Here is a 21,090-nt window from a genome sequence, read left to right on the forward strand (position 1 = left end):
AAATAGACATCGCCCTGCTATTAAGCAAATCAAATTTGCATGTCGTTATGTTAAATAAGTGAGTTACAACGCAAAGTTGGATGAGATCTAAGCCTATTCACGGTCAATATAAAAGCCACTGAGTACCAGATGGTCGTCCCATCTGGCACTCAGCGGCTTCAAGATCAGATGTGTAAAAGCTTATTTAAATTTTGACCTTAACGCAGCCAGTTTGGTTTGCAGATCGCCTTCGGGCTCACGGCGACCGCGGTCGTCGTTCTTCTTGTTACCACCGTTGTTGCCGTTGTTGGATGACACGGGTTTACGTTGTTGCGGAGCGCTTTTCTCGTCGCCCTTCATACTTAACGAGATGCGCTTACGGTTCACATCAACCTCGGTAACGGTCACCTCGACCTGCTGATGCACTTTCAATACCTCGTTAGGATCTTTGATGTAACGGTTGGTGATCTGGCTTAAATGTACCAATCCATCCTGGTGGACACCTATATCCACAAAGGCACCGAAGGCCGTGATATTGGTCACGATGCCGGGCAGCTTCATACCTACCTTCAGGTCCTTGATCTCGTTCACACCTTCGGTAAAGCTGAACGCCTCGAACTTTTCGCGTGGGTCGCGGCCGGGCTTGGCCAATTCTGCCATGATGTCGGTCAGGGTTGGTAAGCCCACCTTTTCATTGGTATACCGTTGTAGCGGAATGCTTTTGCGCAGCTTATCATCGGTCATGAGGTCGCGGATGCTGGCGTTAGCATCTTTGGCCATCTGCTCCACCAAAGCATAACGCTCGGGGTGCACACCGCTTGCTTCTAACGGGTTGTCGGAACCCTGTATACGCAAAAAGCCCGCTGCCTGCTCAAAGGCTTTATCGCCCAGGCGGGGCACTTTTTTCAATTGCTCGCGGCGTTTAAAGGCGCCGTTGGCGTTGCGATAGTCCACTATATTTTGCGCCAGTTGCGAACCAAGGCCTGATACGTAGGCCAGGATCTGTTTAGATGCCGTGTTCAATTCTACCCCTACGGCGTTCACACAACTGATCACGGTATCATCTAACGAGGTTTGCAACTTGGACTGGTCCACGTCGTGCTGGTACTGGCCTACGCCGATCGACTTAGGGTCGATCTTCACCAGCTCGGCCAATGGGTCCATCAAACGACGACCGATCGATACGGCACCACGCACGGTCACGTCCTTATCCGGGAACTCTTCGCGGGCAGCTTCTGATGCCGAGTAGATGGATGCACCGCTCTCGTTGACCATCACGATGGTCACGTTACCCAGTTTAAGGTTACGTACAAAGGTCTCGGTCTCACGGCCGGCGGTACCATTACCTATGGCAATAGCCTCGATCTTATGCAGATCTGCCAAATGCTGGATGGTCTTTTCGGCCTCGCGCGCCTGGCCGGCACCCGTATGTGGGAACACTGCCGTGTACTCTAACAATTTACCTTGTTCGTCCAGGCACACCACCTTGCAGCCCGTACGGAAGCCGGGGTCAATGGCCATCACTCTTTTTTGACCCAGCGGTGCGGCCAGTAAAAGCTGACGGGCATTCTCGGCAAATACACGGATAGCTTCTTCATCTGCCTTTTTCTTGGTCAGCAGTCTTGCTTCCGTCTCCATAGATGGTTTGAGCAGGCGCTTATAACCATCGGCAATGGCCAGCCTTACCTGATCTGACGAGGAATTATTGGCCGACACGAAAGTACGGTCGAGCAGTGCGATGGCCTCATCCTCCGGCGGCATGATATCGAGGTAAAGGATCTCCTCTTTCTCGCCCCGGCGCATGGCCAGTATACGGTGTGATGGGGCGCTCTTTACCGGCTCCTTCCAATCAAAATAATCTTTGTATTTGATACCGCTTTCCTCTTTGCCTGGTGCTACCTTACTCTGGAAGGTACCTTTTTGTATGAACAGGTCGCGCAGTTTGGCGCGTACCTCGGCGTTCTCGCTAATGGTCTCGGCAATGATGTCGCGTGCGCCGGCCAACGCTTCCTCGGCCGATGTTACGCCTTTATCAGCATCCACATATTTATCAGCTTCGGCGGTCAGGTCCACACGGTCTTGGGCCAGTACCTGTTCGGCCAGTGGCTGCAGGCCTTTTTCGCGGGCGGCGGTGGCGCGGGTCTTGCGTTTAGGGCGGTAAGGCAGGTATATATCCTCCAGGTTCACCATGGTGTCAGCCTCGTTGATCTGCTGCTGCAGTTCGGGCGTGAGCTTGCCCATATCGGTGAGCGACTTTAAGATGGCCTCGCGGCGCTTGTCCAGATCGCGCAATTGCTGCATGCGATCGCGTATAGCGGTTATCTGCACCTCATCGAGGCTGCCGGTAACTTCTTTACGGTAACGGGAAATGAAAGGAACAGTGGCACCCTCGTCCAATAATGCTACGGTGGCGCTTACTTGTTTTGAAGCCACAGAAAGCTCCTGGGCTATTTTGATATGATGATCTGTCATTGCTATCAGCACAAATTCTTTTAAAGCGACAAAGTTAAAAGATCCGATTTACCCGGCTGAGGCACCAGTGAAAATAAAAGTTTGCCTGATCAGCAATGCTGGGTAACTTGCAGCCGCTATCAGGGCAAGGCAAGCCCGCACGATAAGGAGCAGCGATGACTTATGGAAAATATACGCTTATTTGAACTGAAGTTGAAGGAGATATGGGAGCGGACCGAGTGGTTGCAGTACGAAGTGAGCGAGAGTGGCTTCATCGCGCTTTTCCCCATTGAGTTCAAGGACGACGTTCCTCTGCGGCCGGACTTTCCCGAAGATCTTGACCTTGACCGGGATACCCGTTTAGCAGTACTGGTGGCCTTTAGAGAGGCTTTCAGCTGAACTTACTTCTTTTGTGCACGTTCCTGCTTACCCAGTTGGATCAGCATCATGCCCAGCATGGTGGTAAAGCATACCACACCGATCGCGGCCAAAGCCACACGCCAGTTCTGGTGCAGCAACATGCCTTTGTAAATGCTACGCACACCTACCACGATCATGGCACTAAAGATCAGGAAAGGCACAATGAATTTTTGCCGCGGTGTTAAATTCGATCCCATCTTTTAAAGATAATCTTATTGGCCGTTACCTGCAAGTGCAACGTTAGCGCATCGGAACCAACGATCGATCTTTAACTTTCAGGAACATCATATTTTAGCTTAAGCTAATTTACCTGCGTTTTCAAGAAGATCTGAGCTTGCGATTAGGAAAGCGGTTTTGATAGATGTATGTTTAACCATCGTTCACACGCAACCTTTGCCTCTGACCGCCTTTGTAGCAGTTCGGACCATCCCCCTGGTCGGCAAAAGCTGTATACCTTTCGGTCATTGATATTGCTGTTCGTACCTGTGGTGATGACTTGAGATGGCTGCACATTTTGCTGATCGTATAGATATTGAAAAACTGATCGACAAGGGGCATACCGGCATCATTTTGCTGGATGCGCGCCTTAGGCCGATCTACATCAGTCCGGCTGCGCAACGCATGACCGGCCTGACCGCTGATGCCGCAGCCGAACTAAGCATTGCTGATCATGTGCACCCGGCCGACAGGCCTCATCTTGACCTGTTCTGGCCAGGTTTCGTTTCCACACCCGGGCACTCGTCACCTAAACGCGTCCGTTTCCGTACCCTTACAGGATCTTACGTGTGCTTTCAATGCACCTTTACCAATATGCTTCATGAAAATGACGTGGCGGCGGTAGTGTGCAACTTCATTGACGTGACCGAGACCACCGAGCCTGAGAGCCTGGTGCCGGTATCTACCGTGGGTTACAGCCAGGTATTTGATGCCGTACCCGATATTATTTGTGCAGCACACCTTAACGGGATGATCAGGATGGCCAACCCGGCCATGTGCTACCTGCTGGAGTACACCTGTGAGGAGCTGTTGACGTTCAGCATATTTGACCTCATCCATCCTGATGATGTGGCACAAAGCAAGGAGCGCATGCGCCTATTCGCGACCGAGTCCGGCCTTAGCTTATATTTTGAGAACCGTTACATTACTCGTACTGGTAAGATCAGGTGGCTGGCCTGGACGGCCTCGAACGGCAACCAGACCGAACTGGTGTTCGGCGCCGCCAAGAACATGACCGAAAAAAGGGAACTGGATACGTTATTGGACCGCTCGTCGGCCCTGGCGCGTATAGGTGCCTGGGAGGTAGATATGACCAGCGGCAAGGTTTACTGGTCGGCTATCACACGCGCCATATATGAGGTGGATGACAGCCTTAAACCTGACCTGATGAGCTGCATCAGTGCGTGCAAGGATGAGGAGGAACGCCAGACCTTATCAGAACGCCTGAACGGTATGATCATCGAGGGTGGGCAAATGGATGTAGAGATGCTGATCGTGACCGCTCGCGGCAACGAAAAGTGGGTACGCTTGATCGGCGATGCCGAAGTGGCGAATGGTCAATGCACCCGTATTTACGGTAGCCTGCAAGATGTTGACGACCGCAAACGTGCCGAGATAGCCGCAAGTTACGTTATCGAAGAGCGCGACCGCAAATTCTCCGAGATCACGTGGCTGCAATCGCACGTGATCAGGGCCCCGCTTTGCCGGGTAATGGGTTTGGTAGATATACTGCGCACCACAGGTATACGCGAGGGCGAGAGCGACGAGATATTGGAATACCTGATAGCATCGGCCAATGAGCTGGATGAGGTGATCAGATCCATCACTTTACTGGCCAGCGGCAGCGAGACCGAAGACACCATTGCAGAGTGACCGGTTGAGTTACATAATCAAAAACCTATTAATATTTTCACTTGAGATCACCGTGTAATCTTTGATGACCTTAGATAAATGTCATAAAGTACAAAGCCCCGACATTTACATGCCGGGGCTTTGTACTTATGTTAAGCGGAATAGCCATTAAGTGATCAGGTCACGGGAAGCGGTATACCACGCCGAGGGCCAAACTTTCGGTGCCTTGTATGCCGGGGCGCTGATCCTTATCATAAAGGGCCACGCCGGTAATGGTCACGTTGATCAAACGGTTAACACGTGCCGCCAGCGTAAGATCTAAGCGATGGTCAATGTTCTCGATCGAACGGCCATATGGAACAAAGATCTGGTAACGTGAATTTAAGTGCAGGTTGGGCATAATATCCTTATCGAACAGGGCTACGGCTTGAAAGGCGAGCTCGGTATATACGTTTTTGCCGCGTTCCACATTGTAAGCCCTCTCCGAGGTCACATTGTTGACTGTGTTACTGGTATATTTAACATCATGGTTGAGTACGAAGGTTTGACGGGCAGTACCTGTACCGATACGCAGATCAAAGTAGCTGGTGGGCTTATACTCAAAACCGAATGATTCCGTAATGTAGCCCGGTGCCATGAAACTCGAGATCAGTACAGGTGGCAACACGTTGTTGGCATCGTACACAAAACCCTTATCGAACTGCGATTCAAAGCTTAATGATCCGAACAGGAACCAGCTTTTGGAGAGTTGCGTAGCTATCTTGTTATCCCAAAATATACGGTCGTTAGATTTACGGCCCGATTGGCCTTTGTTCTTGCTGCGACCATATAAAAGGATCAGCTGTGTGGTATATACGAACGGCTGCTTGTTATACTCCACCTTAAGATCAAGGTTACCACCCAATGCAAAGGAGTTAACACCACCACCGGCCCAGTTATCACTGAACCCGGCCTGGTTAAAGTTGACCCCGAACAACACTGCCTTGTGCCAGTAGCTCACCTTATAGTCCATCATGGTAACAGGGATCAGGCTTGGCCGGATCAGCAACGGGCGGTAGCGCTGAGGCAGTGCATTACGACGAGGGTCGATGCGCAAGCGGCTCAACAGGTTGGTGTCTATCTTGATGGCATCGCGGCGCAAGCTATCGGCGCGGCGTACACTATCAGATGCAAGGCGCATTTGTTCGGCCAATGCACGGTTGAGGCTATCCACCCTTCGCAGGCTATCGGTTTGAGCGTAGCTCAGATCACAGCAAAATAAAAAGGCGATGGCAGATACGAGTATAGGTCGTAACATATTACAACAAAGTAAAAGAAAAATGTCCTTTGTTTAAAGATCTATGAACAAATAGGCTCTTTAGAATCAAATATATTTCGTCCAAGCCCAAAGTCTGCGTTGTTTCAGGTACTGCCTATCGTTCTCGTGCGCATAAGCCTCCCGTTCAAAAACGATATGCATGTAGGCCCGATGGTGGTCGCGGTAACGCACGAGCCCTATCAAATAATTGATCAGATAGAATAGATAAAATGGGATCACCAGCAGCTCTGCGGCCTGCCTTAAATGAATGGTCTCGTGCCTGATCAGTACCTCATCGGTCATGAGTTGGCGGTTACGCACTAAAATGAAGGGGAATAAGGCCATGCCATCTACCTTTAACCATGGCGCTATGATCACTGGCGGCCTCATTGCTGCGGCGTGCTGGCAAAGGGATCCTGAGCGATATAGTTAGGATTGCGTTTGAAGCGCTTCAAGTTGCCTTTGATCCAACTCAGGAATTCATAATCACTGGCGGTAGATGCCTGGTAGTAGCTGGGCCGGTAGCGGTTCATGAAATTAGTGAGCTGTTGATCTTTCAGGCCGGTCACCTTTTCAACCAGCGTACGGTTAAAGCGCTGATCGATCACGTTCAGCTTGTAGTCCTGCTCAATGAGTTCGCGCAGGTGTGCCGCGTTGCGCCCGCTTCGGCTGATCATGTTCCATATAGCATCGATGCTCAAGCCTGCACCCGCCCCGGGCGATAGGGTAAGCAGATCACGCCGCGCAAGTGAGCCATACACCTTGGTGTAATCACGCTTGGTCTGTTCTAATCTTTTTTGGGCACTGAGTACCGTATCGCGAACGTTCACGGGCTTGAGTACGATACTGCTGGCTTTCAGGTAGGCCAATACGTCACCTTTAGCTTGCACTTTGATCGTGTCGGTAAAATAGCCCATTTTACTCAGCACCAGCAGATCGCCGGGCTGACCTTGGATCCTGAACTCGGCTTTTAAATTGTTGTACACCGACTGACCGTTACGCAGGTTACGAATGTTCACCAACGCGATACGCTCTTTGGTATTGCGATCAAATACAAGACCGGCCAGCGGTTTATCCTGAGCAAAGGCGCCCAAGGCAAAAACACATAATATGACCAATAGCCGGTATCTCATCAAAGCAAAATTATCAGATCTGCATAATTAACTCAAATTAGCCACTTATGGTATAGCGTTAACTATTTTTAACAACACCATGCGGGCATGCCAGATCTGGCGCATAACAATGAACAATTATTGTGCTATGATGAGTTGCTGACCGATCTTGATGCTATTATCGGTCATGTTGTTGAGTGCTTTAAGCTGATCAACAGTGAGGTTAAAACGTTTGGAGATGTTGTAAAGCGTATCGCCGGTAGTAACGGTGTAGTACCGCCCCTGCGTAGATGACGATATGGTCGTCGGGGTGTTATTGCGGCTGCCCGGATAAAGCGAACCAGGGGCAATGCTTACGATCGAATCCTTGGCAGCTTTACCCGCATTCTTGTTGATCTGGGCCAGTACGCGGTCCTCGCGCTTGATCTTTTGTATCTCGCCTTCGGGGCGGTCATACTGAGCCAGGTTGTATTTAACGATGGCGTTGATCAGCAATTGAGGGTACTGCGGATTGGTGGCATAACCACACTCCTTCAAGCCAAAGGCCCAGCCTTCATAATCGTTCTTGTCCAGTTCGAATAACTTGGCGTAACGCTTACGTTTTAGGAATTCCGAATGGTCACGATATGATTCCTCAGGGTTATTGTATACCCTGAAACAATCATTGGGGCGATCATCATCCTTATAATAGCTGCGGCCGGTCCAGTCGCTGGTGCATTTGATGCCGAAGTGGTTATTGGCCACACGGGCCAGTTCGCCGTTACCAAAACCCGACTCGAATAGTCCCTGCGCCAGCGTGATACTGGCAGGGATACCATAAAGATTCATTTCCTTAATGGCAATGGCCTTAAAACGGTCAACGTAGCTAGCTACGGTATAAGCAGGATAGGTAAGCGTTCCTGGTGTTACTTTGTTCTCGCGTTGTACACGCTCATTGTTGGTCTTAGCGACCTCTTTAGGAATAGTTGGGGTTTCTTTAGCACGCGGAGTATTGGTCATGACACCGCCCACCGTCTTTTTACGGCTTGAACACGCCGAAAGTGCTAATACGATGACAGAAAAATAGAACAGCTTCTTGATCACAGGGCCTTGCGTGGAATAACGTTATGAAAGACGGCCGTACAGAATTCGCTGAACGGCCTTGATAACGTCAGGTATCTTTGTTAGTGCTTTTTAGGTTCGGCGTTGGCTGAATCAGGTTGCTCATCGTAAGCGTGCAGATCATATTTGTGGATCAGGCCTAAAACCTGTGAGCCCCATTTACGACTGCTGGCATATCCGCTGCGCTGTATACCTTTTACCCAGCTTTTGTAATCATAATGTGAAAGACTGCTTGATAAATGACTGAACTGCTTACGCTCGGTCATGATGCGGGCAAAATCCTGGAACGACTCCATGGCCGAATCGTATTGTTTATAAGATGACCTGGTGGCCTTGCGTCCGATATTTGATACAGGGCTTCTGCCTTTTACGCCAAAGTGGTTGTTCTGTGTGCGGGCAAGTTTGCTGTTACCGTTAGCACTTTCGTGCATGGCTATAGCTAAAATGATGCTGGCCGGAACGCCGCTCTCGTGCATGATGCGGATGGCATTGTTTTTGAACTTATCGATGTAAGAATCAGATGTGTTCTTTTGTTGTGCTGATGCCGCAAAGGTGGTGGCTAACAAACAGGCGAACAGTAAGAGTTTCTTCATAATTACTTTTTTCTGATGATGAGTACGCCGTCGCGCACAGGTAGTATTAGTTTTTCAACCTGTGTGTTAACAGCTATCCTGTCATTTAGTTCTCTGAAAAGTTGAGTATCGGCATCATTAGCATCGCCATACACTTTTCCTTTCCAAAGTACGTTATCAATTATTATTAAACCTCCCGGTCGTAACTTGTCAATGATCAACTCGAAGTAAGTAAGATTGTTCTTCTTATCCGCGTCAATAAAACTAAGGTCGTAAACATTTTCGGTTAATCCAAATAAGATCTCACAGGCATCGCCCATGTGCAGCTCTATTTGTCCTTGTACGCCAGCCAGTTGGAAATTGTTTCGGAGCGTATCCTCCAGCTCGGGGTTGCCTTCAATGGTGTGTACCTTACCTCCTTCGGCAAGGCCCTCAGCCAGGCAAATAGTGGCATAACCGGTAAATGCGCCCACTTCTAACACCAGTTTAGGCTGTATCATTTTACTCAGCATGCTGAGCAGCCGACCCTGGTAATGGCCGCTCATCATGTGCGGTTTCAACTGCTTCAAATAAGTTTCACGACCTATTTTTTTTAATGCCTCAGGCTCTGCATCGCAATGGGTATCGAGGTAGGCTTGCAGTTCAGGATCCAGTATCTCCATGCGGCAAAGGTAGGCATTTTGAAATTAGCCGTTCCTGACGCGGATCTGTCACTCACCGTTCGCCTATCCAGCCCTTCGATTTCAGGTATAACAACCCGATCAGCGTGAGTACGATAATGCCCATGATCCCGTTGGCCAGCGGCTTACGGCTGTCACCTTCTTTATAGAACGGAACATCGTTCTTTTCGATCGTGTACACACCCCGCCTTACTGATTGCTCCTCTTCCTTGTAAATGTCCTCGTAGTACACATCGATCACATCGCCGGGTTTGAGCTGGTCTACCTTGTCAACTTCCGGGGCAAATTCGAACTGATCATGGCCGACGAAAAGCTCAAGTGGTTTGTCAAAGTTTTCGAGAGTGAGATAACGGTACTTACCAGCATCACGCGAAGGCAGGTCCTGGTAGGTCTTCGCGATGGAAGCTATACGGCGCTGAATATGCAAATGCTCGCTCTTAGGCTTATCTTGCTGATACAGCAGCTTCAAGGTCAGGAAGGCGGCGAAACCCAGACCTAATAGGTACTCCCAAAAGTGGGCATGACTTAGTTTTTTCAAAACGCGTATGGGTAGGTCACAAAAAAGAGGCCTGATAACTCAGGCCTCTTTTGATATGATATGTAAGTTGGATCAACCTTTTACACGCTCGATGTAAGCCCCGGTAGCGGTATCTACCTTTACTTTATCGCCTTCGTTAATGAACAACGGTACGCGGATCTCGGCACCGGTCTCCACTGTTGCGGCCTTCAAGGCGTTGGTCGATGTATCACCTTTAACGGCTGGCTCCGAGTAAGTGATCTCTAACTCTACAGAAGCTGGTGCTTGTGCCATGATCGGCTCATCACTTTCAAAAGCGATGATCACGTTCACACCTTCCTTCAAAAATTTAACAGAGTTACCGAACAGGAACTTAGGGACGTTGAATTGCTCATAAGTGGTGTTATCCATTACCACCATATCGTTACCATCCTCGTACAAGTACTGGTAATCATTGGTCTCCACACGGGCAATGGTCACCTCCTCATCGGTACGGAAACGGTATTCTACCAATTTACCCGACTTAACGTTACGCATACGGGCCTGGTAAAAGGCACGTAAGTTACCTGGGGTACGGTGAATGAACTCCTCAACCTGCACTAATTCTCCGTTAAAGCGGAGTATATTCCCATTTTTTACTTCTGATGCTTTAGACATAATATATTTTAGTGGTGCAAACTTAGCCACTTCATGGCAAACATACAAACAGTTAATCACTTAGCCTCTACCGGATCGCCATCGGCATTCAGCTCCACAATGTCGTAACCCAACTTTTGCAGGCCAGGCAGGATGCGTGCCTTATCACCAACCAATAGTATGTTCAGCTTATCAGGCTGGATGTACTGCTTAGCTATAGCAGTGGCTTGGGCCGGGGTCAGGCTATTCAACATGGCGGTCTGTTTGGCTACGTAGGTCGGCTGTAAGTTGTAATCCAATATGCGTGAGATGAAGCCTGCTTTTTGCGGACCGGTCTCGAAACGCAAAGCATTACCCTGCCCGATCGCCTTTTTCAGGAACACAACTTCCTCGGCAGTTGGGCCATTGGTGATATAATTCTTTAGCTCGTCCATCAAGGCTACCAATGCACTATCGGTCGATGGTGCGCGGATACCAGAACTAAAGAGGTAACCACCGGCATATTTATCGGCACTTACACGTGTGCTGGCCCCATAGGTCCAGCCTTTGGTCTCCCGTAGGTAAGTGTTCAAGCGGCTGGTAAAATCGGTACCGAGCGGATAATTGGCCATGTAGAATTTGTAGTACTCGCCGGTCGGGTCATAACGCAGGTTGTTACCATAGCCCACACTGAATTGGGTTTGAGCGGCCTTAGGCACATCCACCAGATAGATCTTGGTCTTGGCCACAGGCAAGGCTGCAGCAGGCGCAGCCAGCGTTACCTTTTTAGATGGCAACTTGCTCAGGAAACCCAATTGAGCCAGTGCGGCCGGTTCCTTGATATCACCTACGATCACCACTTTAGCACCGTTCGAGGTCAGATAATTGTTGTAGTAGTTTTGTACGTCGGCCAGCGTGATGTTGGCTACGGTACGTTCGGTACCGGCCTCAGGCAGCCCCAGCACATTGTCAGCACCATAGTTCAGCTTGGCGAATACCACACCGGCAATAGCGGCCGGTTGTGCTTTGGCAAGCTTGAACGATTCGAGGCGTTGTTTTTTTAAACGGTCGAACGCCTCTTGCGTGAACTTAGGGTTCAATAACCTTTCCTGCAACAGTGCGATAGTTTTGCCTAAGTTGGCTTTTAGCGATTGTACGCGGAAGACCAATCCATCCACATCATTACCGATCGAGATGCTGCTACCCAGTTTTTGCAGTTCGGCCGCAAATTTTTCGGCAGTATAATTTTTAGTGTCCTCGTTCATCATAGCCGCGAACATGCTCGATAAGCCAGCTTTTGACAGGTCGGCACCATCGGCCAAACGGCCCCCCGGAATGGTCAGGTTCATGGTCACCACCGGCACCTCGGCATTCTCTGAGCCGATCACTCTCACGCCCGAAGGCAGTGTCTTGGTCCAGTAAAGCGGCACCTTGGTCACAGGAACCGGACCTAATGCCGGCGCTTTGCTACGGTCAAAATTATCTTTGCCCGGTTTGTATTTTAGGCCGGCATAACCATAGTCAGGGGCTTTGTAGTGGGTGGTATCAATGGTGTAGTTATCAGCTTTAGCTGCCGCGATGTTGCCGCCTTTGGTCAACACGCTCACGATCACAGCGCCTTTGTTCTTGATGTACTTGTTGTAAGCGTTCAGCACATCCTGCCGGGTCAATGCGGTGTATTGATCGATCTCTTTTTGCACACGGTTAGGATCACCGGTAAACGTTTGGAACTGGGCCAACTCCGATACCTTACCTTCCACACTTTGCAGCCTGTTGATCGATTGCGACTTGATACTGCCTTTGAACTTGGCCATATCCTCTTCAGTAATACCGCGTTTCTCTAAGCTATCCAATGCAGCACGGTAAAGCTGTTCCATATCGGCCAGTGTTTTGCCCGGCAGCGGTACCATTTGGATGGTGAACTCGCCGGCCAGTTCGGTATTGCTTTGGTAAGCCGAGGCCTGCAGGGCAAGTTGCTTTTTAACAACGGTCTGGTACAGCACCGAATTCTTGCCCTGGCCTAATATCTCGGCTAGGCAATCCAACGCGGCCATATCCTTATCATAGTTCGGTACGGTAGGATAGGTGATGGCCAGTAATGGCAACCTTGCATAATTATCGGTATACGATACGTAGCGGTTAGCGCTAAGGCTTACCCGTGGTGCTACCACAGGCTTCACCTCAGGACAACGAGGAATAGTGCCAAAATACTTCTCTACCAGTTTGATGGTGCTGGCCGAGTTCAGATCGCCACCAATGGTAAGGGTAGCGTTGTTAGGACCATACCAGCGCAAAAAGAAATTCTTAAGGTCGTTAACATTGCTGCGATTCAGATCCTCGATATAGCCGATGGTGAGCCACGAGTAAGGGTGACCGTATGGATAAAGGTTCTTGCTTGAATACTGACTTACCAAACCGTAAGGGCGGTTATCATAATTCTGGCCACGTTCGTTCTTCACGGTGGCGCGCTGTATCTCGAAGCGCTCTTGCGTTACTTGTCCCAGCAAAAAGCCCATGCGGTCGGCCTCAAGCCATATCGCGTTTTCCAATACGTTGGCCGGTACGGTCTCATAATAGTTGGTACGATCACGGTTGGTCGAGCCATTGTTCATACCACCGTTACCGATGGTGATCTTATCGTGTACACCTTTAGGTGCATGCTCCGATCCCTCGAACATCATGTGCTCAAAGAAGTGGGCGAAGCCTGATTTGCCTATCTCTTCACGTGCCGAACCTACGTGGTAGGTCATATCCACGTGTACTAAGGGGTCAGAATGGTCCTCGTGCAGGATAACGGTAAGGCCGTTGGGTAATACATATTTTTCGTAGGGGATCACCAGACCGGTACCGGTCTTGGTCACCTTTTCCACCAGCTTGGCCTGGCCAAATGCAGTGGCACCTGCCGTAAGCAGGGCAATTGTGATGATCGAGGATCTTTTCATGAAGTTAAATCGCGTTGCAGCTAATTTAAACTTTTTAAAGCAACCACGCCAGACCGCTCCGTATTAAACCGTGGGCTATTTTTTAAAGTCGGTGATGAGTAAATGCTCGGTGCAAAAGTCATACTCCTGCTCCTGGTTAGAGCCTACGATCACCAGCCTGCCCTTGGCAAAGCGTTCTACTAGTGTACGGTACCAATGAGCTCCCTGCACGTCCAGGTTGGCGGTAGGTTCATCGAGCATCAGCATGACCGTGTCTGAACAGAAGGCCAGGGCCAGTTTGAGCCGCTGTTTCATGCCTGATGAAAAGTAGCGCACCAGTTTGTTGCGGCTGGCCTGCATACCTAACATATCGATCAAGCCTGCTTGATCCATCCCGGGCACATAAGGCTTGAACTTAAAATGCATCTCAATCACTTCCAGTAGCGTGAAATCCTCGATGAGTTCGAGGTAAGGGGCGGCCAAACTTACGTGGCGATAAAGGTCCTCCACGTGCAGATCCTTCCCTGCATAGCTAAAGCTGACCTTGCCTTCAGAGGGAGACAGGCTGCCGTTCAGTATTTGAAGTAAAGTGGATTTTCCAGAACCATTGGGGCCTAACACCGCATAGCTGCTGCCCGAGGTAAAGGTGCGATCGATACCCCTGAATATCCAGTCGCGGTTAAAGCGGCGGCCGGTATTGGCTAAGGTGATGTTCAGTGCATGGTCCATAATAGATGGTTCATGACCGTGAAAGCGGGGCGTCTATTCGCCAAGCTTCAACGACCATGAACCTAATGCGGTCAAGCGTTGCCGAAACCCTTCATGATACCGCGCTGCGAGCCCTGTATAAAATTCAGGATCTCGTCGCGCTCGGCGGTCGGCTTAAAATCGGCTTCAATGATATCCATGGCCTTACTCACATTGCTGTTCTTAACGAACAGAGTGCGATAAATATCCTGTATCTCATTGATCTTTTCGTCCTTGTAACCCCGGCGGCGCAAGCCTACCGAGTTGATGCCGGCATACGACAGTGGTTCGCGCGCCGCCTTTACGTATGGTGGCACATCCTTACGTACCAGTGAACCACCGGTAACAAAGGCATGCGAACCAATGTTGCAGAACTGATGTATGGCCACCATACCTGCCAACACCACATAATTACCGATGGTAACGTGACCCGCGATGGTGGTGTTATTAGAGAATATGCAGTTATCTCCGATCACGCAATCATGCGCTACGTGGCAGTAGGCCATGATCAGGCAGTTGCTGCCGATCTCGGTCTTCCAGTGATCTTTGGTGCCACGGTTAACGGTAACACATTCACGTATGGTGGTGTTATCGCCAATAGTGGCCAGGGTATTTTCTCCTTTGAATTTAAGGTCTTGCGGAATGGCCGAGATCACAGCGCCCGGAAATATGCGGCAATTTTTGCCAATTCGGGCACCATCCATGATCACCGCGTTAGAGCCGATCCATGAACCTTCACCTATCTCCACATCCTTATGAATGGTCACAAATGGCTCGATCACCACGTTATCAGCGATCTTGGCCTGCGGATGTATGTATGCTAATGGCTGGATCATACTTACTTGGTTTTAACGATCTGTGCCATTAACTCAGCCTCTACCACAATGCGCTCACCTACCATACCGATACCTTTCATTTGGGCGATGCCACGGCGTATAGGTGCGATCAGGTCGCAACGGAAGATCAGGGTATCGCCTGGTACCACTTTGTCTTTAAAACGAGCATTCTCGATCTTAAGGAACAGGGTGATCCAGTTCTCAGGGTCAGGTACAGTGTTCAGTACCAAAATGCCACCTGTTTGAGCCATAGCCTCGATCTGCAACACACCCGGGAACAAAGGTGCGCCAGGGAAGTGACCGGTAAAGAAAGGCTCGTTCATGGTGATGCCCTTCAAACCTACCACGTGGGTCTTGGTCAATTCCAGGATCTTGTCCACCAGCAGCATTGGCGGGCGATGCGGCAGTATGTCCATGATCTGCACGGTATCATATACCGGCTTAGCATTCGGGTTATATACTTTGATGTGTTTACGGCTGCGCTCTTTTTTGATCAGTGCTTTGATCTTTTTGGCAAAGGCCACGTTGGCCGCATGGCCAGGACGGGCCGCCATGATGTGGCCACGCAATGGCACACCTACCAGGGCCAGGTCGCCTATCATATCTAACAGCTTATGACGGGCAGGCTCATTTTGGTGGCGCAGCTCTATATTGTTGAGGATGCCTTGAGGGGCGACATCGATGTCCTTACGATTGAACAGGGTAGCTAAATGCTTTAGCTCCTCTTCGTCAACATGGCGATCAACCACTACAATGGCGTTGTTGATATCGCCGCCTTTGATCAGGTTATGTTTCAGCAACATTTCCAGCTCATGCAAAAAGCAGAAGGTACGGCTGCTGGCCACTTCCTTTTTGAACTCAGAGATAGAAGATATAGTAGCATGCTGAGTACCTAATACCGGTGAGTTATAGTCCACCATACAGGTGAAACGATAATCATCGTCAAGCGGCATGGCCACCATCTCTACCTTACGGTCGGTCTCAGAGTAATGTATGTTGTAAGGGATGTGATAGTATTCGCGATCGGCCTCTTGCTCCAGGGTACCAGCCGCGGCCAATGCCTCTACAAATGGCATCGAACTGCCATCCATGATCGGAGTTTCAGGACCATCAAGATCGATCAGTACGTTATCCAGCTCCAAACCTACCAGTGAGGCCAATACGTGCTCAACGGTGTTAACGCTGGCGCCGTTCTGGGTAATGGTGGTACCGCGCGAAGTATCGGTCACGTTATCAACGTCGGCATCAACAATGGGGCTTCCCGGAAGATCCACCCTTCTGAACTTGAAGCCATGATTTTCGGGCGCCGGGTTAAAGGTCATGGTCACCGGCTCACCGGTATGAAGCCCAGTTCCTGATACGGTAACAGGGGCTTTTATGGTTCTTTGCTTTACGTTCATAAACTTTGTACAGCTGCTCACCGTATGGTCTCCGGGTCATTGCGCAGCTCAGCAATTGTTTTTTCTAATTCTTCTATTCGTTTTTTGTACTCGGGCAATTGCTGTACCACCACCTGAGCACGTAAAAAGTCCTTATAAGGCTGCAGTAATATGCCCGCCCATTTCTTATTCTCTTCCAGTATGCTGCGGTTTATGCCGGTCTGCGCCTGGATCTGTGATCCTTTTGCTATCGTTATATGCCCAACAACACCCACCTGGCCACCCATGATCACGTTCTCACCGATCTTGGTACTGCCTGATACACCTGTTTGCGCAGCGATGACCGTATTGCTACCCACCTCTACGTTGTGTGCGATCTGGATCAGGTTATCGAGCTTTACGCCTTTACGTATAATGGTCGATCCCATCGTGGCACAGTCTATCGTGGTGTTAGCACCGATCTCCACATCATCCTCGATCACCACATTACCGATCTGGTTAACTTTTTTATAGGTACCATCGGCAGTAGGTGCAAAGCCAAAACCATCGCTCCCGATCACCGCTCCAGAGTGTATGGTCACGTTATTACCGATCACACAATCAGCATAGATCTTTACGCCTGCAAAAAGGGTAACATTATTGCCCAAAGTTACATTATCGCCAACATAACTGTTAGGGTATATCTTGCAATTATGGCCCAGCTTTACGTTGGTGCCAAGGTACGCAAAAGCACCCACATAAGCATCTTCTCCAGGCACCACGGTAGGGTGTATGAAACAAGGCTGCTCGATGCCTTTTTTATTGTATTTTAAGGTGTTATATTTTTCAAGGAGTACAGAGAAAGCGCTATAAGCGTCGGCTACACGCACCAAGGTTGCGGTCACCGTATCGGTAAGTTCAAGGTCCTTGTTAACGATCACTACCGAGGCCTTTGTTTGATACAAAAAAGGCTCGTATCTGCGATTGGCCAGGAAAGATAATGAACCTGCCGATGCCTCCTCGATCTTCGCCAATGAACTCACGACCACCGTTGGATCGCCCTCAATAGTTCCGTTCAGCAACAAGCTTATCTCCTGTGCAGTAAATCGCATCGTACAAAGTTATATGTTAAAACTTAAGCAACAAATAATAAACATAGCCTTAACAAACTAAATAAGGTCTTTAGTATAGCAAAATATATATTTTTCTACAGTTTTTGCCAGCGCTTCCAGGTTGGCGTTATCACTTGCGGTGGTGATATCGCTTATGGCCCCGCCCTTCCTTAATATGCTGATATTGGTATCATCTACCTTGTAAGCATTGTTGCTGATCACGTCGGTAAACACAAAGTACCATGACTCATCATAGCTGATGCCGTAGCGTTGTACCGCACGCTGGCGTAGCTCCTCCATACGCGCTGCATCTGGCGGTGTGTTAGTGATATCGACATGATAGAGCCTGCGCTGTATGAAACGCTCACATAATTGCGACAATACCTTATCAGGATGCCGTGTCCACACTTTTACCGAGGCCATAATGTCGGCATCATCCAAACAGGTGAAGGTTTCGAGGTGACGCTCATCGCTGATGAACTCTTCTTTAGTTATGCTGGCCTGCAAAAAGTGCTCGAGCGCCGGCGTGCAAAATAATTGCTGACCCTGTAACGCCATTTCACGAGCACGGCGCAGGGCCTTACCCAGCATTTGCTCGCCCGAGGTAACGGTCTTGTGCAGGTATACCTGCCAGTACATCAGCCTGCGGGCCACCAGGAACTTTTCGATCGAGTAGATACCTTTTTCCTCTACTACTATGGCATCATCCACCACGTTAAGCATCTTGATGATCCGCTCGGAGCTGATCACCCCTTCTGATACGCCGGTGTAAAAACTATCGCGGTTCAGGTAGTCCAGCCGGTCCATATCCAACTGACTGGATACGAGTTGATGCAGGAACCTTTTAGGATAAGTATCATTAAATATTTGGATGGCGGTGGTGAGCTTGCCGTCGAACCGACGGTTCAGCTTATCCATGATCAGGGTGCTGATGTCCTCATGGTCGATGCCCTTCACGATGTGCTCTTCCAAAGCATGCGAAAATGGACCGTGACCGATGTCATGCAGCAGGATGGCGATCATCACTGCTTCTTCTTCGTGCGGGGTAATGTAATGGCCCTTATCGCACAGCGTTTTGACGGCCAGCTGCATTAGGTGCATGGCACCCAGTGCATGGTGAAAACGGGTGTGCAGGGCGCCAGGGTATACCAGGTGTGCCATACCCGTTTGTTTGATATAGCGTAGACGCTGAAAATAAGGGTGCTCCATCAGATCGAACACCAGATCGGTAGCTATGCTGATGAAGCCGTAGACCGGGTCGTTTATTATTTTTTTCTTATTCAAGCGTACTACATTATAATTTTGCAAAAGTGTTAAATTAACCCAAAGTGGCAACCATTGAAATGTTATTTTTTGTTAATACACACCGTTTTGGACAACAATTAGCTATACTGGCAGTTATAACCCAACATTAGTACATATAACATGCAAGACACCACCATACTTTGGGCCGACGACGAGATAGATCTGCTGAAACCACATATACTGTTCCTGAAAGAGAAAGGCTACAATGTAAAGACCTTTACCAATGGTGCCGATGCGCTTGAGGCTTTTAAAGAAGATCATTTTGACCTGGTGTTCCTGGACGAGAATATGCCCGGCCTGACCGGCCTCGAGACCCTTACCAGGATCAAAGAGGTGAACACCGATGTGCCGATCGTACTGATCACCAAGAACGAGGAAGAACCCATGATGGAAGACGCCATCGGGTCGAAGATAGATGACTACCTGATCAAACCTGTTAACCCTAAACAGGTGTTGCTCACGATCAAAAAACTGACCGAGAACAAGCGCCTGGTGAACGAAAAGACCACCATGGCCTATCAACAGGATTTCCGTAACCTGGGCATGACCCTGAACGATAACCTGAACTTCCAGGAGTGGGTAGATGTATATAAAAAACTGATCTACTGGGAACTGGAACTGGGCCAACTGACCGATGCCGGTATGCACGAGATCCTGACCCTGCAAAAGGCGGAGGCCAACGTACAGTTCTGTAAATTTATCGAGAAGAATTACCTGAACTGGATCAAGAACCCCGATACCGCGCCTACGTTGTCGCACCAGTTGTTCAAGAAAAAGGTCTTCAATAAACTGGAAAGCGATGTGCCGGTATTCTTTATTTTGATCGATAACCTGCGGTATGACCAGTTCAAGATCATTAACCCGATCATTTCCGAATATTTCCGTTTAGAGGAAGAAGACACCTATTATAGTATACTACCTACGGCCACTCAATATGCCCGTAACGCCATATTTGCCGGCCTGATGCCGCTGGATATGGAAAAACGTTTCCCCGGCATGTGGCAAAATGATGAGGACGAAGGCGGCAAGAACCTGCACGAGGAAGCCTTTTTGGGCGACCAGATCAAACGGGTGTTACGCAAGGATTGCAAGTTCTCGTACCATAAGATATTGAACATTGATGAAGGCCGATCGCTGAATGACTCGGTGAACAACCTGATGAACAACGAGCTGAACGTGGTGGTATACAATTTTGTGGATATGCTATCGCACGCCCGTACCGACATGCAAATGATCCGCGAGCTTGCCAGCGACGATGCTGCTTATCGTTCATTGACCTTGTCATGGTTCGAGCACTCACCATTGCTTGACCTGTTGAAGTTCCTGTCAACCAAACAAGTGAAGGTGGTGATCACCACCGATCATGGTACCATCAGGGTTAAAACACCAAGCAAGATCATTGGCGATAAGAACACCAATACCAACCTTCGTTATAAACAAGGCAAGAACCTGAACTTTAACGCCAAGGAAGTGTTCCACATCCGCAACCCGCATGATGCCATGCTGCCTAAGCTGCATGTGAGCAGCAGCTTTGCCTTTGCCAAAGAGGACAGCTATTTTGTTTACCCGAACAACTACAACCACTTTGTCAATTTTTACAACGAGACCTTCCAGCATGGCGGCATCTCGTTAGAAGAAATGATCATTCCGGTGGTCACTTATGGCGTGAAGTAAATATTTTTGTCGGCATCATGACAAGCAGTGATCTTCTTAACCTCATGATGCCGATGTTATTATGAACGGTACGCACCATATCACCATATCATCCCTTGCCAATCTTCCTCAGGCGGCGCAGGAAATCATTAGTTTTGCCGGGGAGCAAAAGATATATCTTTTCTACGGCCACATGGGAGCGGGCAAGACCACTTTCATTAAGGCCATATGCGCCCAATTAGGCGTTGCCGATGAGGTGACCAGCCCTACCTTCGCCATTGTGAACGAATATAATGGAAGTGACGGGCGCATATTCCACTTTGACCTGTACCGCCTTAAAGACCAGACCGAAGCTTTGGATATGGGCTATGAGGAATACTTTTATTCGGGCGATCGCTGCCTAATCGAGTGGCCCGAAAAGATCCCCGACCTGCTGCCGCCGCATTATATTAAGGTGAGTATAGAGGCCACCGGTGCCGACAGCCGTAAAATTACCTTCGAAAGTATATGAACATTGTCATGTTCTTAGTATCTTCATCAGCCTTAACTACAACTACCTGTTACAA

The 21,090-nt window shown here is 49.3% G+C and carries 20 protein-coding genes; 4 read left to right on the top strand and 16 right to left on the bottom strand.

The genetic code is table 11. The features are described 5' to 3' along the window. Window positions 1-180 precede the first annotated feature (180 nt). The gene (locus tag LLH06_RS20025; RefSeq protein ID WP_228171061.1) at window positions 181-2,451 is read right to left on the bottom strand and encodes a Tex family protein; all 2,271 of its coding nucleotides are present in this window, start codon (window positions 2,449-2,451) and stop codon (window positions 181-183) included. Window positions 2,452-2,613: 162 nt separating this feature from the next. Between LLH06_RS20025 and LLH06_RS20030 the strand changes: the two genes are divergently transcribed. Next, window positions 2,614-2,829 (top strand): hypothetical protein, encoded by a 216-nt coding sequence (locus LLH06_RS20030; protein ID WP_228171062.1) that lies wholly within the window; start codon window positions 2,614-2,616, stop codon window positions 2,827-2,829. A gap of 2 nt (window positions 2,830-2,831) precedes the next feature. Here the strand turns inward: LLH06_RS20030 and LLH06_RS20035 are convergent, their stop codons facing one another. Continuing rightward, window positions 2,832-3,047 carry a hypothetical protein gene (locus tag LLH06_RS20035; protein WP_228171063.1) on the bottom strand — a complete coding sequence of 72 codons (216 nt, stop codon included), beginning with the start codon at window positions 3,045-3,047 and terminating at the stop codon, window positions 2,832-2,834. Between the two features lie 304 nt (window positions 3,048-3,351). Between LLH06_RS20035 and LLH06_RS20040 the strand changes: the two genes are divergently transcribed. After that, entirely contained in the window at window positions 3,352-4,719 is a 1,368-nt protein-coding gene (locus LLH06_RS20040; protein WP_228171064.1) for a PAS domain-containing protein, read from the top strand. 160 nt (window positions 4,720-4,879) lie between these two features. Here the strand turns inward: LLH06_RS20040 and LLH06_RS20045 are convergent, their stop codons facing one another. From LLH06_RS20045 to LLH06_RS20110, 14 genes are all read right to left on the bottom strand, one after another. Further along, complete coding sequence (locus LLH06_RS20045) at window positions 4,880-5,995, bottom strand: DUF3078 domain-containing protein (protein WP_228171065.1); 1,116 nt, start codon at window positions 5,993-5,995, stop codon at window positions 4,880-4,882. A gap of 66 nt (window positions 5,996-6,061) precedes the next feature. Next, the gene (locus LLH06_RS20050; RefSeq protein ID WP_228171066.1) at window positions 6,062-6,385 is read right to left on the bottom strand and encodes a hypothetical protein; all 324 of its coding nucleotides are present in this window, start codon (window positions 6,383-6,385) and stop codon (window positions 6,062-6,064) included. Then, window positions 6,382-7,128 carry a carboxypeptidase-like regulatory domain-containing protein gene (locus tag LLH06_RS20055; protein ID WP_228171067.1) on the bottom strand — a complete coding sequence of 249 codons (747 nt, stop codon included), beginning with the start codon at window positions 7,126-7,128 and terminating at the stop codon, window positions 6,382-6,384. Before LLH06_RS20055 ends, LLH06_RS20050 begins: the two co-directional genes overlap by 4 nt. A 117-nt stretch (window positions 7,129-7,245) precedes the next feature. After that, entirely contained in the window at window positions 7,246-8,187 is a 942-nt protein-coding gene (locus LLH06_RS20060; protein WP_394800336.1) for a glucosaminidase domain-containing protein, read from the bottom strand. An 83-nt stretch (window positions 8,188-8,270) separates the two neighbouring features. Continuing rightward, a complete protein-coding gene (locus LLH06_RS20065) occupies window positions 8,271-8,801 on the bottom strand; it encodes a glucosaminidase domain-containing protein (RefSeq protein WP_228171069.1) in 531 nt (176 codons plus the stop codon). Between the two features lie 2 nt (window positions 8,802-8,803). After that, entirely contained in the window at window positions 8,804-9,442 is a 639-nt protein-coding gene (locus LLH06_RS20070; RefSeq protein ID WP_228171070.1) for an O-methyltransferase, read from the bottom strand. Window positions 9,443-9,494: 52 nt separating this feature from the next. After that, a complete protein-coding gene (locus LLH06_RS20075; protein ID WP_228171071.1) occupies window positions 9,495-9,998 on the bottom strand; it encodes a hypothetical protein in 504 nt (167 codons plus the stop codon). Between the two features lie 72 nt (window positions 9,999-10,070). Next, window positions 10,071-10,634, bottom strand: a complete 564-nt coding sequence (efp, locus tag LLH06_RS20080; protein WP_228171072.1) for an elongation factor P — start codon at window positions 10,632-10,634, stop codon at window positions 10,071-10,073. A 56-nt stretch (window positions 10,635-10,690) separates the two neighbouring features. Further along, the gene (locus tag LLH06_RS20085; RefSeq protein ID WP_228171073.1) at window positions 10,691-13,534 is read right to left on the bottom strand and encodes a M16 family metallopeptidase; all 2,844 of its coding nucleotides are present in this window, start codon (window positions 13,532-13,534) and stop codon (window positions 10,691-10,693) included. Window positions 13,535-13,609: 75 nt separating this feature from the next. Next, window positions 13,610-14,242: an ABC transporter ATP-binding protein gene (locus tag LLH06_RS20090; RefSeq protein ID WP_228171074.1), complete on the bottom strand. Its 633-nt coding sequence runs from the start codon at window positions 14,240-14,242 to the stop codon at window positions 13,610-13,612. Window positions 14,243-14,313: 71 nt separating this feature from the next. Further along, window positions 14,314-15,096, bottom strand: coding sequence for an acyl-ACP--UDP-N-acetylglucosamine O-acyltransferase (gene lpxA, locus LLH06_RS20095; RefSeq protein WP_228171075.1), 783 nt, complete (start codon window positions 15,094-15,096; stop codon window positions 14,314-14,316). A gap of 2 nt (window positions 15,097-15,098) precedes the next feature. Then, window positions 15,099-16,496, bottom strand: a complete 1,398-nt coding sequence (locus tag LLH06_RS20100; RefSeq protein ID WP_228171076.1) for a bifunctional UDP-3-O-[3-hydroxymyristoyl] N-acetylglucosamine deacetylase/3-hydroxyacyl-ACP dehydratase — start codon at window positions 16,494-16,496, stop codon at window positions 15,099-15,101. A gap of 17 nt (window positions 16,497-16,513) precedes the next feature. Beyond that, on the bottom strand, window positions 16,514-17,566 hold the full coding sequence (lpxD, locus tag LLH06_RS20105; protein ID WP_228171077.1) for a UDP-3-O-(3-hydroxymyristoyl)glucosamine N-acyltransferase: 1,053 nt from the start codon (window positions 17,564-17,566) through the stop codon (window positions 16,514-16,516). A gap of 57 nt (window positions 17,567-17,623) precedes the next feature. Beyond that, window positions 17,624-18,850 carry an HD domain-containing protein gene (locus LLH06_RS20110; protein WP_228171078.1) on the bottom strand — a complete coding sequence of 409 codons (1,227 nt, stop codon included), beginning with the start codon at window positions 18,848-18,850 and terminating at the stop codon, window positions 17,624-17,626. Between the two features lie 141 nt (window positions 18,851-18,991). On the opposite strand from LLH06_RS20110, the gene porX reads away from it, so the two are divergent. Together porX and tsaE are read left to right on the top strand one after the other, a co-directional pair. Further along, entirely contained in the window at window positions 18,992-20,545 is a 1,554-nt protein-coding gene (gene porX / locus LLH06_RS20115; protein WP_228171079.1) for a T9SS response regulator signal transducer PorX, read from the top strand. A gap of 61 nt (window positions 20,546-20,606) precedes the next feature. Then, window positions 20,607-21,035 (top strand): tRNA (adenosine(37)-N6)-threonylcarbamoyltransferase complex ATPase subunit type 1 TsaE, encoded by a 429-nt coding sequence (gene tsaE, locus LLH06_RS20120; protein ID WP_228171080.1) that lies wholly within the window; start codon window positions 20,607-20,609, stop codon window positions 21,033-21,035. The last annotated feature ends 55 nt before the right edge of the window (window positions 21,036-21,090 follow it).

The organism is Mucilaginibacter daejeonensis (assembly GCF_020783335.1).
GTDB classification, from domain to species: Bacteria; Bacteroidota; Bacteroidia; order Sphingobacteriales; family Sphingobacteriaceae; genus Mucilaginibacter; species Mucilaginibacter daejeonensis.

What these genes read in the sequence shown, in the direction of transcription:
- LLH06_RS20025 (WP_228171061.1), bottom strand. Translation starts at nt 2,451, where the DNA reads ATGACAGATCATCATATCAAAATAGCCCAGGAGCTTTCTGTGGCTTCA.
- LLH06_RS20030 (WP_228171062.1), top strand. Translation starts at nt 2,614, where the DNA reads ATGGAAAATATACGCTTATTTGAACTGAAGTTGAAGGAGATATGGGAG.
- LLH06_RS20035 (WP_228171063.1), bottom strand. Translation starts at nt 3,047, where the DNA reads ATGGGATCGAATTTAACACCGCGGCAAAAATTCATTGTGCCTTTCCTG.
- LLH06_RS20040 (WP_228171064.1), top strand. Translation starts at nt 3,352, where the DNA reads ATGGCTGCACATTTTGCTGATCGTATAGATATTGAAAAACTGATCGAC.
- LLH06_RS20045 (WP_228171065.1), bottom strand. Translation starts at nt 5,995, where the DNA reads ATGTTACGACCTATACTCGTATCTGCCATCGCCTTTTTATTTTGCTGT.
- LLH06_RS20050 (WP_228171066.1), bottom strand. Translation starts at nt 6,385, where the DNA reads ATGAGGCCGCCAGTGATCATAGCGCCATGGTTAAAGGTAGATGGCATG.
- LLH06_RS20055 (WP_228171067.1), bottom strand. Translation starts at nt 7,128, where the DNA reads ATGAGATACCGGCTATTGGTCATATTATGTGTTTTTGCCTTGGGCGCC.
- LLH06_RS20065 (WP_228171069.1), bottom strand. Translation starts at nt 8,801, where the DNA reads ATGAAGAAACTCTTACTGTTCGCCTGTTTGTTAGCCACCACCTTTGCG.
- LLH06_RS20070 (WP_228171070.1), bottom strand. Translation starts at nt 9,442, where the DNA reads ATGGAGATACTGGATCCTGAACTGCAAGCCTACCTCGATACCCATTGC.
- efp (WP_228171072.1), bottom strand. Translation starts at nt 10,634, where the DNA reads ATGTCTAAAGCATCAGAAGTAAAAAATGGGAATATACTCCGCTTTAAC.
- LLH06_RS20085 (WP_228171073.1), bottom strand. Translation starts at nt 13,534, where the DNA reads ATGAAAAGATCCTCGATCATCACAATTGCCCTGCTTACGGCAGGTGCC.
- LLH06_RS20090 (WP_228171074.1), bottom strand. Translation starts at nt 14,242, where the DNA reads ATGGACCATGCACTGAACATCACCTTAGCCAATACCGGCCGCCGCTTT.
- lpxA (WP_228171075.1), bottom strand. Translation starts at nt 15,096, where the DNA reads ATGATCCAGCCATTAGCATACATACATCCGCAGGCCAAGATCGCTGAT.
- LLH06_RS20100 (WP_228171076.1), bottom strand. Translation starts at nt 16,496, where the DNA reads ATGAACGTAAAGCAAAGAACCATAAAAGCCCCTGTTACCGTATCAGGA.
- lpxD (WP_228171077.1), bottom strand. Translation starts at nt 17,566, where the DNA reads ATGCGATTTACTGCACAGGAGATAAGCTTGTTGCTGAACGGAACTATT.
- porX (WP_228171079.1), top strand. Translation starts at nt 18,992, where the DNA reads ATGCAAGACACCACCATACTTTGGGCCGACGACGAGATAGATCTGCTG.
- tsaE (WP_228171080.1), top strand. Translation starts at nt 20,607, where the DNA reads ATGAACGGTACGCACCATATCACCATATCATCCCTTGCCAATCTTCCT.